Origin of the sequence: Pantoea sp. GABEPS69, assembly GCF_045780835.1 — a bacterium.
Classification (GTDB): domain Bacteria; phylum Pseudomonadota; class Gammaproteobacteria; order Enterobacterales; family Enterobacteriaceae; genus Pantoea; species Pantoea septica.
In genome coordinates this window covers 37,925-50,102 of the sequence record NZ_CP118622.1, presented here as the reverse complement: position 1 = coordinate 50,102, position 12,178 = coordinate 37,925, and the positions used below count along the sequence as shown (strand labels likewise).

Annotated in this window: 10 protein-coding genes and 1 pseudogene; 5 read left to right on the top strand and 6 right to left on the bottom strand. The window is 51.4% G+C overall.

Annotated elements, in window-relative coordinates:
* Window positions 1-22: 22 nt before the first annotated feature.
* From PVE98_RS24060 to PVE98_RS24040, 5 genes are all read right to left on the bottom strand, one after another.
* Window positions 23-463: a DUF411 domain-containing protein gene (locus PVE98_RS24060; RefSeq protein ID WP_048785320.1), complete on the bottom strand. Its 441-nt coding sequence runs from the start codon at window positions 461-463 to the stop codon at window positions 23-25.
* An 86-nt stretch (window positions 464-549) separates the two neighbouring features.
* The gene (gene silA, locus PVE98_RS24055) at window positions 550-3,696 is read right to left on the bottom strand and encodes a Cu(+)/Ag(+) efflux RND transporter permease subunit SilA (protein WP_084884208.1); all 3,147 of its coding nucleotides are present in this window, start codon (window positions 3,694-3,696) and stop codon (window positions 550-552) included.
* Window positions 3,697-3,706: 10 nt separating this feature from the next.
* Window positions 3,707-4,999: an efflux RND transporter periplasmic adaptor subunit gene (locus PVE98_RS24050; RefSeq protein WP_048783337.1), complete on the bottom strand. Its 1,293-nt coding sequence runs from the start codon at window positions 4,997-4,999 to the stop codon at window positions 3,707-3,709.
* 91 nt (window positions 5,000-5,090) lie between these two features.
* Complete coding sequence (gene cusF, locus PVE98_RS24045) at window positions 5,091-5,444, bottom strand: cation efflux system protein CusF (protein WP_048783335.1); 354 nt, start codon at window positions 5,442-5,444, stop codon at window positions 5,091-5,093.
* 28 nt (window positions 5,445-5,472) lie between these two features.
* Complete coding sequence (locus tag PVE98_RS24040) at window positions 5,473-6,858, bottom strand: efflux transporter outer membrane subunit (RefSeq protein ID WP_048783333.1); 1,386 nt, start codon at window positions 6,856-6,858, stop codon at window positions 5,473-5,475.
* 188 nt (window positions 6,859-7,046) lie between these two features.
* Here PVE98_RS24040 and silR point away from each other — a divergent pair, with 188 nt between their 5' ends.
* The 3 genes from silR (at window position 7,047) to silE (ending at window position 9,864) form a co-directional block, all read left to right on the top strand.
* Window positions 7,047-7,727 carry a copper/silver response regulator transcription factor SilR gene (gene silR, locus PVE98_RS24035; protein ID WP_084884211.1) on the top strand — a complete coding sequence of 227 codons (681 nt, stop codon included), beginning with the start codon at window positions 7,047-7,049 and terminating at the stop codon, window positions 7,725-7,727.
* Entirely contained in the window at window positions 7,720-9,198 is a 1,479-nt protein-coding gene (locus PVE98_RS24030) for a Cu(+)/Ag(+) sensor histidine kinase (RefSeq protein WP_048785848.1), read from the top strand. Before silR ends, PVE98_RS24030 begins: the two co-directional genes overlap by 8 nt.
* A 234-nt stretch (window positions 9,199-9,432) precedes the next feature.
* Window positions 9,433-9,864 carry a silver-binding protein SilE gene (gene silE / locus PVE98_RS24025; protein WP_048785845.1) on the top strand — a complete coding sequence of 144 codons (432 nt, stop codon included), beginning with the start codon at window positions 9,433-9,435 and terminating at the stop codon, window positions 9,862-9,864.
* Between the two features lie 298 nt (window positions 9,865-10,162).
* On the opposite strand, the pseudogene PVE98_RS24020 reads toward silE, so the two are convergent.
* Window positions 10,163-10,665 (bottom strand): annotated as a pseudogene (locus PVE98_RS24020) (OLD family endonuclease); the annotation flags it as partial.
* Window positions 10,666-11,084: 419 nt separating this feature from the next.
* Here PVE98_RS24020 and PVE98_RS24015 point away from each other — a divergent pair.
* A complete protein-coding gene (locus PVE98_RS24015) occupies window positions 11,085-11,252 on the top strand; it encodes a hypothetical protein (protein ID WP_313052620.1) in 168 nt (55 codons plus the stop codon).
* Window positions 11,253-11,309: 57 nt separating this feature from the next.
* Complete coding sequence (locus tag PVE98_RS24010) at window positions 11,310-12,155, top strand: tyrosine-type recombinase/integrase (protein WP_313052621.1); 846 nt, start codon at window positions 11,310-11,312, stop codon at window positions 12,153-12,155.
* The last annotated feature ends 23 nt before the right edge of the window (window positions 12,156-12,178 follow it).

Here is a 12,178-nt window from a genome sequence, read left to right as displayed (position 1 = left end):
GCCGGCGTCCCGTTATCAGCGTCTATTCGATTCTCTGGAAGACGTTCTGACTTCCATCCGGGGCAAAGGCCATAACATTGTAAGCCTCTTTTCGGTCGCCCATCTCCATTCCCGGACTGCCTGCGGGCATGCCGGGTGTGGCGAGACCGTAAATGCCCGAACCTGACTGCATTGCCTGATGTATCGTCGTCGCCGGGACATGGCCTTCGATGACCAGCTTGCCTGCAACCGCTGTATGACAGCTGCGTAGTCCTGCCGGAACAGAATACTTTTCTTTCAGGGCTGACAGCGCCTGATCGTTCATGACGTGCGTTCGCACTTTAAACCCGTCTTTTTCCATCGCCTTGCCCCATAAGAAACAGCACCCACAGTGTTCTGACTTGTACATATCTATGACTTTTTCACTTGCGATTGCCGGCAGTGACAGGCCGAGAGCCAGAGCCACTAACACCACTTTATTCATACTCACCTCGGTAAATTAGCGATATAAATCGTGTCGTTCACACGAATTTGTTCAGAAGGGAACCCACCCGGGGTGCCCTTTCAGGATTAAGACACGTTTTTTTTATGTCTGCGCAGCCAGATTAATTTGTAGGCGGCAGGAATAATGAACAGTGACAGCAGGGGAGCAGTGATCATCCCGCCAATCATCGGCGCCGCAATACGGCTCATGACCTCTGAACCGGCGCCGGTTCCCCAGAGTATGGGCAGAAGACCCGCAATTATCACCGCCACGGTCATGGCTTTCGGCCGGACACGCAGCACGGCACCGTGATAAAGGGCTTCATCAAGGCCTTCCGGTGTAAACGCCTCCTTACGGGACAATTCCGGATGCGCTTCGATGGCATGACGCAGGTACATCAGCATGACCACGCCAAACTCCGCCGCCACCCCGGCCAGGGCGATAAACCCGGTGCCGGTGGCCACAGACATATGGAAGCCCTGCCAGTAGAGGAACCATATTCCACCGACGAGTGCGAACGGCAGACTCATCAGAATGAGTAAGGTCTCATCAACGCGACGGAACGCCAGGTATAACAGAATGAAAATGATCATCACCGTCATCGGTACCATCAGTTTCAGCTTTTTATTGGCATGCTCCAGTAATTCAAACTGCCCTGAAAAGGATACACTGGTACCCGGTCTCAGTTTCACCTTCTGGCTGATGGCCGTCTTGATGTCGTTTACCACTGACACCATGTCCCGGTCGCGGGCATCAATATAGATCCAGCTGGCGGGTCGGGCATTTTCCGTTTTCAGCATCGTCGGTCCGGAAACCACCCTCACATCAGCGACATCCCCCAGGGTGATTTGCTGCTTCATCGGTGTCAGGATCGGCATCTGCCTCAGGGCCTGCGGACTGTTCCGGTAATCCTGCGGATAGCGGATATTAATCGGGTAGCGGGCCACGCCTTCCACCGTTTCGCCTACCGTCGCGCCGCCGATGGCTGAGGAAACGAACATCTGGACATCGCCCACCGTCATCCCGTAACGGGATGCTTTTTCCCGGTTGATATCAACATCAATGTAGCGGCCGCCTTCCAGACGCTCTGCCAGAGCAGACACCACTCCCGGCACGGTTTTGGCTACTGCTTCAATTCTCTGTGCTGTCGCATCGATATCGGACAGAACGGTTCCGGAAACCTTGATACCGATCGGGCTTTTAATCCCGGTCGAGAGCATATCGATACGGTTACGGATAGGGGGAACCCACAGGTTTGCCAGACCCGGTAAACGGACCGTCTTATCCAGTTCGTCAACAATCTTGTCAATCGTCATGCCCGGTCGCCACTGATCTTCAGGTTTCAGCTGAATGGTTGTTTCCACCATTTCCAGTGGAGCGGAATCCGTTGCGGTCTCTGCCTTACCGGTTTTGCCAAAAACAGACGCCACTTCAGGCACGGATTTGATTAACTTGTCCGTGGTCTGCAGGAGTGCCGCAGCCTCAGCTGGGGATACACCTGGCAGCGTTGACGGCATGTAGAGCAGGTCTCCCTCATTGATCTTCGGCAGAAACTCACCGCCCACCTGACTCATTGGCCAGATCACCGTGAAAATGGATAAGGCCGCAACCAGCAGGGTTGTTTTTGGCCAGTGAAGTACCCTGAGCAGTAAGGGGTGATACCCCTTAATCAGCCACCGGTTGAGTGGATTACTGGTCTCAGCGGGTATTTTTCCCCGGATCCAGAATCCCATCAGGATCGGAATGACGATGATGGCCAGCGCGGCCGCTCCTGCCATGGAATACGTTTTCGTGAAGGCCAGCGGCCCAAACAGGCGTCCTTCCTGCCCTTCAAGGGTAAAAATAGGAATGAACGACAGGGTGATGATCAGCAGGCTGATAAACAGCGCTGGCCCTACTTCCACGGAGGCATCGGTGATGACCTTCCAGCGGGTGGCGTTATCTATCTCCTCACCGGGATGCTGATGGTCCCACTCTTCCAGCCGTTTATGCGCGTTTTCAATCATGACAATGGCCGCATCCACCATCGCCCCGACGGCAATCGCGATCCCCCCCAGCGACATAATATTGGCGTTCAGTCCCTGGAAGTGCATGATAATAAAGGCGATACACAGGCCAAGAGGCAGAGAAATAATCGCCACCAGTGCTGAACGGACATGCCAGAGGAACAGCGCACAGACAATGGCAACAACAATAAACTCTTCAAGGAGTTTATAACTGAGGTTGTCAATGGCCCGGTCAATTAACTGGCTGCGATCGTAGGTGGTGACGATCTCGACTCCTTCAGGCAGGCTTGCCTTCAGCGTATCCAGCTTATCCTTAACGGCAGTAATGACCTCGCGCGCATTTTTACCCGAACGCAAAATTACAACGCCGCCTGCCACTTCACCCTGGCCGTTAAGCTCGGCAATACCGCGACGCATTTCCGGCCCGGTCTGTACGCGGGCAACATCACGCAGATAAACCGGAATCCCGTTCTCTCCGGTTTTCAGAACGATGTTATTGAAATCATCGATGGTCTGAAGGTAGCCGCTGGCCCTGACCATGTACTCCGCTTCCGCGATTTCAACGGATGAGCCTCCGGCCTCCTGGTTAGAGGATTCAAGTGCCTGCTTAACTTCGGGCAGGCTGATGCCGTACTGAACCAGTTTTTCCGGATTTACCTGGATCTGATACTGCTTCACTACGCCGCCCACCGACGCCACTTCTGCAACATTCGGAATGGTTTTCAGTTCAAATTTCAGGAACCAGTCCTGCAGGGAGCGCAGTTCAGAAAGGTCGTGTTTTCCGCTGCGATCGACCAGGGCATATTCAAATATCCAGCCCACACCGGTGGCATCAGGGCCTATTTCAGAACTGACACCGGCAGGCAGCTTGCCCTGAACCTGGTTCAGGTATTCCAAAACGCGTGACCGGGCCCAGTACAGATCGGTACCATCTTCAAAAATGATGTACACGTAGGAGTCACCGAACTGAGAAAAACCGCGCACGGTCTTTGCGCCCGGTACCGACAGCATGGTGGTGGTGAGCGGATAGGTGACCTGGTTTTCGACAATCTGCGGAGCCTGGCCGGGATAGCTGGTTTTGATAATCACCTGCACATCAGACAGGTCGGGCAGCGCATCCACGGGGGTATTGATGATAGTCCAGGCTCCCCAGATGCTGAGAAACAGGGCTGCTATCATTATAAGGAAACGGTTGGCGACCGATCGCCGGATAATCCATTCAATCATCGTCGTCTCCTCAGTGTCCTGAATGCATATTTTCAGGCTGGCCAAGCATTGCCGGCATTGTGTCGTCCGACTTTTCTGGATGACGCATGCGCTCCAGCGCCCCGGTAATATTGGCCTCTGAGTCAATCAGGAAGAGGCCGCTGACCACCACGGTGTCGCCTTCATTCAGCCCACTACCAATACCAGACTGTTGCTGTGATTCGTGCAGAACGTGAATTTGTTTCGGTACAAACCGGCCCTCTTCATCAACGGTGATCACACGCTGTTCTTTACCGGTATCAATCACGGCCTGGCTTGGTATCAGCAGCATTTCCTGACTTTGGGTATTCAGTTTCAGATACGCATTCATACCCGGCTTAAGCAGCTCGTCCTTGTTCGTAACCTGCAGACGTACCTGCAGCGTACGGGTTGTCTGATCTGCACTCGGGAGAATGTTCCATTTTTCAACATGGAATGTTTTGTCCGGATAAGCCGGTACCGATATTTCAAACTGTGAGGTATCTTTCAGCAGATAGGCAATGGATTCCGGGACTGCCGCACTGATCCATACAGGATCCATCCCCTGAATCTGGGCCACCACTTTATCTTTTGAAATGTTCATACCCGTACGCAGGTCAAACGCAGTAATGACACCATCGATAGGTGCCTTAATGGTAAACCGGGTCTGAATACTGCGGGTGGAACGCAGTCTCTGAATATCCTCTTCCGGCATGCCTGCCAGGCGAAGCCGTTCCAGGACGCCTTTCAGTTGCGTGGGCGTTCCTCCGGTACCGGACAGCAGGAGGAACTCACTCTGCGCCTCCACCCATTCCGGAATGGTGATATCGATAAGCGGCGTCCCTTTCTTCACATGATCGCCTGTTGTCAGGGGATAGACTTTTTCAACGAAGCCGTCAGAACGCGCCTGAACAATAACAAACTGATATTCGTTATAACTGACGTTGGCCGGGATTGTCTGAGAATAATTCAGCATCCCTCGGGAAATTTTTTGTGTTTTTAATCCCAGATTCTGCACCTGAGTCGGGTCAATACGGATCCCTCTGCCGCTTTTATCTTCGTTTTCATCAGCATATTTAGGCACCAGATCCATATCCATGAAGGGGGATTTACCGGGTTTGTCAAATTTGGTTTCCGGCTTCATTGGGTCATACCAGAAAAGCACCTTGCGTTCCTTTTCGGTATGTTCTGTTTTTCCTGTTTCCTGTGCGGAATTTACAAACTGCCAGGCAGTGACAGATATCAGCCCTCCCGCTATAAGGCTGCTGATAATTATTGCAGCATATTTTATCTTTGAAGAAGCCATACAATTTTCCGATAAAAAATCAAAACCCCTGGCATATACGCCTGATAATTAATTAACAGGCGCACAGGTTGTATTCACTCCGGACTGTCAATCAGGATTGCGTATCGTTGATGCTTTTGAGTAAAGAGATATTGCTCTGCTGAACAAACGTAAAGTCAACGTGAGTGCCCGCTTTCAGGGCCGTAATACTGTCGTCTGCATTCACAAAGGTGAAACGCATGGTCATAGCAGGCCAGCCAACCGCCGGGATGGCTTCGTGAGAAATCGTGATTTTCTTACTGCTGAGATCAATGTCTTTGACAATACCCTTTCCTTTAATTATCTGCTGTGCTGAGGCATTACCGGCAGCATTCATTTCGCCGTGCTGATGGGTTTCTGCATGCAGCCCCGCTGAAAACATTACGGAAAGAGCACTAAATACAACCGCTTTAAGTGAATTACGCATTTTATTTTTCCTGACTATTTAAATAGATTTACTCTGCCCAACCGCCTCCCAGCGCAGTGAACAGATTAATTTCATTGACCTGACGGGAATAGGTAAGATCCAGGATGGCTTGCTGCGTGGTGAACAAAGATCGTTCTGCATCAAGTACTTCGATATAACTGACGGCGCCACTGGAATATAATCCTCTGGCACGCTGAAGGGTAATCTGTAATGAGTCAAGATAACGCTGTTGCGCCTCAAGTTGCTGATTAATGCTGTCCCGCAGCGCAAGCGTGTCGGCAACCTCTTTAAATGCTGCCTGAATTTTTTGTTCGTAATTAACTACTGACTGCTGCTGACGAATTTCAGCGAGTTTCAAATTGGATTTGTTTCTGCCGGCATTAAAAATCGGGATGTCAATTATCGGAATAAAATTCCACATTCCGCTCGCCGGTGTGAAGAGGTTGGACAATTCCGTGCTGCTTGCCGAAAGCCCGCTGGTCAGCGTGATGGACGGGAAAAAGGCGGCACGCGCTGCGCCGATATTGGCATCAGCGGCTTTCAGCTGATATTCCGCTTCCATAATATCCGGTCGCTGCAGCAAAATTTGCGATGACAGGTTTGGTGGCAGTTTTACTGGATTTATCACACTGCCTTTCATCTTTTTTTCCGATGGAAACGCATGATACGTTCCCAGTACCAGCTGCAGGGCATTATTGGCCTGAGCCAGGTCGCCTTCTCGCTTGGCGATCTCTGCATGGGTACTTTCTATCTGCCCGCGAGCCTGCTCCAGTGCCAGAACGTTTGTACTGCCGGTCACCAGCTGTTTCTCAACGAACGCATAGGACTGTTCGTAATTCTTCAGCGTCTCCCGGGCGATACGAAGTTGTTCATAAGCCAGCTGCTGACTGAAATAGCTCTGGGAAACATTTGAGACCAGCAGGATATGTACGGCACGACGGGCTTCTTCGCTGGCGAAATAGTTCTGCCTGTCAGACTCGCTCATATTTTTGAGTTTGCCGAAAAAATCGAGCTCGTAACTGAGCGTCAGACCCGCGTCGTATTCCCGGGGGGGCGTTTTATCTCCTTTCAGTCCACCACTGTAAGTGATACCTGAGGAAGCATTTAACTGAGGATAACGGTCTGCATCCGTGACGTTGTACTGAGCCCGGGCCTCTTCCACTTTGAGGGCGGCCATTCTGAGATCGCGGTTATTCGTCAGGGCTTCAGTGATCAGTCTGGTAACCTCGGGATCGGCAAAAAAGTTACTCCATCCGGTGTCCTGGTATCCCGCCACCGTCGGCTCCAGGCTGTTGCGGGACAGGGAGAACTGCTGGGGTACCGGTGCCGCCGGCCGCTGATATTCGGGCGCCAGAGAGACACAGCCTGCCAGGATGAATATCGTGCTGATGCTAAGTAGTTTTAATTTGAACATAACGCTTCTCGTCCAGGCCGACCTGGTAAAGGGTTCAAATGAAGTCCGGAATATTGATAGGGGTACTTTACAGAACGCTCTCTGTTTGCCGGGTGACAGAATAATGACAATGTTGTCATTATTCTGACATTCGTTGATAACGGTCGCGGGCGCAATAGAATGACATTAGCTGCCCGTCGGAGAGAAAGATGAAAATACTGATCGTTGAAGACGAAATGAAAACAGGTGAATACCTCAGCAAGGGGCTGACTGAAGCAGGATTCGTGGTCGATCATGCTGATAATGGCCTGACCGGCTATCATCTCGCCATGACTGCCGAGTATGATTTGGTGATCCTGGATATCATGCTGCCTGATGTGAACGGCTGGGATATCATCCGTATGCTGCGCAATGCCGGCAAAGGGATGCCGGTATTATTACTGACAGCCCTCGGCACGATTGAACACCGCGTAAAAGGGCTTGAGCTTGGCGCAGATGATTACCTGGTAAAACCCTTCGCGTTTGCTGAGCTTCTCGCCCGGGTACGAACACTGCTGCGACGGGGTAATACGGTGATCACGGAGAGCCAGTTTCAGGTGGCCGACCTTACGATTGATCTTGTATCAAGAAAGGTAAGTCGCGCCGGGAACCGCATTTTATTGACCAGTAAGGAGTTCAGTCTGCTGGAGTTTTTCCTTCGTCACCAGGGGGAAGTTCTCCCGCGCTCTCTGATTGCCTCCCAGGTATGGGACATGAATTTTGACAGTGACACGAACGCCATTGACGTCGCGGTAAAGCGGCTTCGCGCTAAGATAGACAATGATTACGAGCCGAAGCTTATCCAGACGGTTCGGGGCGTGGGCTACATGCTTGAGGTTCCTGATGCGTAAAATGCTCTCCAGGCGCCCTTTCTCTCTTGCCCTGCGGCTGACCTTTTTTATCAGCCTGTCCACGATACTGGCATTTATCGCCTTTACATGGTTTATGCTGCATTCCGTAGAGAATCATTTTGCCGAACAGGATGTCAGCGATCTGCAACAAATCAGCACGACAATGCACGGCATACTGCAGTCGCCGGCCGATCCCGATGAGAAAAAGATAAGCAAAATAAAGGAGTCGATTGCCAGTTACCGTAACGTTGCCGTTCTGCTGATGGATCCGCAGGGAAATATCCTGTTCAGTTCGGCACAGGGAGCGGCATTACGCCCGGCGATGAAGACGGCTGACTTCAGCTCACACTGTCGCGCGAAGGATGTTTTTCTCTGGACGGTGGAAGATCCGGTCAGACCCGTGCACGGCGGGCCAGGCATGAAGATGGAAACATACCGGATTATCGCCTCTTCAGGAACCGCAACACTGCAGGGAAAAAGCCAGAACTATGTCCTGCTGACGGGCCTCTCCATCAACTTTCATCTTCACTATCTCGACGCACTGAAAAAGAATCTGATTGCAATTGCTGTGGCGATAAGTCTGCTGATTGTGCTCATCATCCGCATTGCTGTTCGTCAGGGACACCTGCCCCTGCGTAACGTCAGTAATGCCATTAAAAATATCACCTCGGAAAATCTTGATGCGCGGCTGGAACCCTCACGTGTTCCTATTGAGCTGGAGCAGTTGGTCGTCTCTTTCAATCACATGATTGAGAAAATCGAGGATGTTTTTACCCGACAGGCCAATTTTTCTGCCGATATTGCACACGAGATCAGAACTCCGATTACTAATCTCGTGACGCAAACTGAAATTGCACTGAGTCAGGACCGGACGCAGAAGGAGCTTGAGGATGTCCTCTACTCCAGTCTTGAGGAGTATAACCGGATGACCAAGATGGTCAGCGATATGCTTTTCCTGGCGCAGGCGGATAATAATCAGCTGAGCCCGAACTGGGTCATGTTTGACCTGAGTGCGGAGATCATCAAAGTCTTCGATTTCTTCGACGCCTGGGCGGAGGAACGGAACATCACATTGAAATTCAACGGGATGCATTGCCTTATCGAAGGTGATCCCCAGATGTTCAGACGCGCCATCAACAATCTGCTCTCTAATGCCCTGCGCTATACGCCGGAAGGTAATGCGGTAACCGTATCGATAAAGGAACAGGAAAATTATTTCGAACTCATGATTGAAAATCCCGGGAAACCAATTCCTGAAGAACATTTATCAAGGCTTTTTGACCGCTTTTATCGTGTGGATCCTTCCAGGCAACGGAAAGATGAAGGCAGTGGAATAGGGCTTGCTATTGTAAAGTCAATCGTGGAAGCGCATCACGGCAGGGTCCATGTGGAATCGGATATACGCTCGACACGTTTCATATTATCAGTGCCAAGGCTTGAAAAAATAATGAATGCCACCCCACAATCGTAATTTAAAGGAATAAATGACAAAGTTGTCATCAGCCTGTCACGTGGCAAACAGAAGTCATTCGATATAGTTAGTGCAACTTCTCAGGAAGGCTGTATTACTTGTCAGGAAATATTCCCGTTATGAATATACAGCCGGCCACCCGGTAAACAGGTTCAGCGAAACAATATTCTGTTTGTCACTGGATGCGCTGACTTCAGTAACCGGACATCACTAATTCAGGAATGGAGAATTATCATGAAAAAAATTGTACTTGCAACTTTTTTAGGTTTTGGCGTGGTATCTGCGTCATGGGCCGCTCAAACTGTGAATATTCACGATCGTTTCAACAATACCCAGGCTTCGGCTCACCAGATACAGTCAGCTTCTGTCCCATCTGCTATCCAGGGGGAGCCCTCCCGGATGACCGGAATGAATCAGCATGAAAAGGCCATAATTGCTCATAAAACCATGAATAATGGCTCTGCGGAAGCCCACCAGAAAATGGCTGAAAACCATCAAAAGATGATGGGAAACATTGCCGTCAACGATACCCACCCGTCAGCCTCGCTCGCAGCGATGAATGAACATGAAAGAGCAGCCGTTGCCCATGAAACCATGAATAACGGCCAGTCCGGGGCACACCAGGCGATGGCTGAAGCGCATCGCCGCATGATCAACGCTGGCTGAGTGCCATTGTAGTATGGGTGCTGTTACCCTTTCCTTAATAGTTATTCCCTTAACCGGACATGCTGCTGCATTTCGCCCCCGCACGGGGGCTTTTTATTCCTCTCAGCTACAATTATCCTTTATCAACCTGAATAAGGATTAATTGCATGAAAATCAAAACATCCCTCCTGGTTATTTTAATGTTACCCATGCCTGCTAATTCTGCTGAAAATTCTGAAATGAAGATGCGTCACACGGGGTAATCTGCATGTCGATATCTCGTAAATTTTCGCACAGTCATAGAGGCGGCTGCATTCTAAATATTCTGGAGCCATAAGGATGCAGTGTGTTTATCTGCCACATTTTCTTCAACGGTTTTTCGCTCGGCCCTGAGCTCAGCCATGTTCATCCCCAATTAATTTCTCAGGAGTTTCTGCGCAAGATGCAGACAGCGGATGCAGGTCTGTTCCGATTTACCTGTAGTTGTGGCTTTAAAGGATTCTACGATCGTGAAATTAACGTCTTTATTGAAAAGGTGTTCAGCAGCAAGTATTGTCTGCACGCGTTCGTCGATAAAAACAAACTCCGGCAGATCATCAAACTCACATGCGATTTAAAACGGGTCGCAGCCTCCCTCATGCTGAAGCAGTTCATGTCATTTCGGTCAGCCTTAATCCTTTCCGCTTAAAAATATCCACAGCTTCAAAAATTGCGTATTTACCGAAGTCAGTGCGCCGGATAACAGTGATCATTTCCTCATCAATTTTTTATTTCCGCTTTATTTATTTTCCTACTAAAATTTTTTATTTTTGAGTAGCACAGACAGTCCTGCTGTGATGACCCAAGTGAATATGAGCAGATAACGAGCAGGTGTCGCTACATGAAATCTGAGAAAGTCGCAGGGGTTAAAACCTCGCCAGATTCCGCTAAGCTCACGGTTGTTGTCTTCTTTATTTTCCTAATGCCTTACCTACCAGGCATGTAGCCAAGAGTGCCTGGTACGCCATGGCCGCCCCCGATCCGGTGATAAAAGCTTTTGCGTCAGGTAATTAGCGGACCAAACCCGGCGAACCCGGTGCCGGCGCCGCGCCTTTTAATTCCGAGTTGTCCAGGTTATTTTCCGTATACGGGAGAAAAGGCTAAAATGAGGATCCGCGCCGGATCATTTTTTCCGGTGGTTTTTGCTGGACTTTGGCGGGACAATTTGATCCGCCACCCTGACCAACCGGGAGACAACGAGCATGTCAGACGCTTACCTTGAATCAGCTGAAGGGATCGCCATTACCCGCCAGCGCGCCCTGGAGGAACTGCAGGCCCACGGCATCGAGGCGCCGGCCGAGTTTTTCGCCGACCTGGGCGAGTGCGACATTTACCGCGCCCGGGACGTGCTGACGTGGCTGGGCTACTGATTGCACCGCAGAGAGACAACGGAGATTAAAAGTTTGGCGAGTTTACCCCGCGAACTCATGCAGAATTCACACAGCGTTGCCGATCCGGCGGCGCGCTACTTCGACTATGAAAGCGCGGTGGCGCTGCGCAACCTGGCGGCCGCCTACGGCACGGCCATGCCCCGCTACCTGCTGGCGCCGGAGGTGGCGGTGCTGCTGAGCCACGTTCCTGATCTGCGCAAGCGCCTCTTTATTGATACCCTGTGGAACACCGGCGGGCGTCTGAACGAGGTGCTGCCGCTGACGGCGGCGGACTTTGCGCTGAACGATCCGGCAACGGGCGTACCCCTGAAAAGCCCATTTGTGCTGCTGCGTACCCTGAAGCAGCGCCGGCGCATTGAGGCGCTGAACGGCGAGCCGCGCCGGCGCGGCCGACCGAGTAAGGAGGAGATCGCCCAGAAGCTGGAAGCCGAGGCGGAAGCCCAAGCGAACCCGCCCCGGGTTGTTCCGCTGACCGACCCGGGATACGTAAGCCGGCTGCGTGAATATCTGGCCACCGTCACTATCCCAGAGGCTGATCAGGGACGGCTGTGGGCGGTTAAAAGCGAGGACACAGTACGCAGCTGGATAAGCCAGGCAGTCGCCGATGCAAAGCGTGACGGCGTCACCTTCTCTATCCGGCCGATCACGCCGAAAACTTTCCGGGATTCCTTTGCAATGCACCTGGTGCAGCACCAGGTGCCGCAGAAAGTGATTCAGGGCATGATGGGCCACAAAGACGCCAAATCTACCGAGTGGTACACGCGGGTGTTCGCGCTCGACGTAACGCGCCAGCTGGGTGTGCGCTTCTCAATGGACGCTGGCGACGCGAGACGCCTGCTTACTCCTGACGAGCACAGCAGATTGTTATTTCGGGATAAATAACAAATGCTCTTCAGCGGTTTTGT

Excerpts from the sequence above, each read along its gene's own strand:
- PVE98_RS24060 (WP_048785320.1), bottom strand. The coding sequence starts at position 463 with ATGAATAAAGTGGTGTTAGTGGCTCTGGCTCTCGGCCTGTCACTGCCG.
- silA (WP_084884208.1), bottom strand. The coding sequence starts at position 3,696 with ATGATTGAATGGATTATCCGGCGATCGGTCGCCAACCGTTTCCTTATA.
- PVE98_RS24050 (WP_048783337.1), bottom strand. The coding sequence starts at position 4,999 with ATGGCTTCTTCAAAGATAAAATATGCTGCAATAATTATCAGCAGCCTT.
- cusF (WP_048783335.1), bottom strand. The coding sequence starts at position 5,444 with ATGCGTAATTCACTTAAAGCGGTTGTATTTAGTGCTCTTTCCGTAATG.
- PVE98_RS24040 (WP_048783333.1), bottom strand. The coding sequence starts at position 6,858 with ATGTTCAAATTAAAACTACTTAGCATCAGCACGATATTCATCCTGGCA.
- silR (WP_084884211.1), top strand. The coding sequence starts at position 7,047 with ATGAAAATACTGATCGTTGAAGACGAAATGAAAACAGGTGAATACCTC.
- PVE98_RS24030 (WP_048785848.1), top strand. The coding sequence starts at position 7,720 with ATGCGTAAAATGCTCTCCAGGCGCCCTTTCTCTCTTGCCCTGCGGCTG.
- silE (WP_048785845.1), top strand. The coding sequence starts at position 9,433 with ATGAAAAAAATTGTACTTGCAACTTTTTTAGGTTTTGGCGTGGTATCT.
- PVE98_RS24015 (WP_313052620.1), top strand. The coding sequence starts at position 11,085 with ATGTCAGACGCTTACCTTGAATCAGCTGAAGGGATCGCCATTACCCGC.
- PVE98_RS24010 (WP_313052621.1), top strand. The coding sequence starts at position 11,310 with ATGCAGAATTCACACAGCGTTGCCGATCCGGCGGCGCGCTACTTCGAC.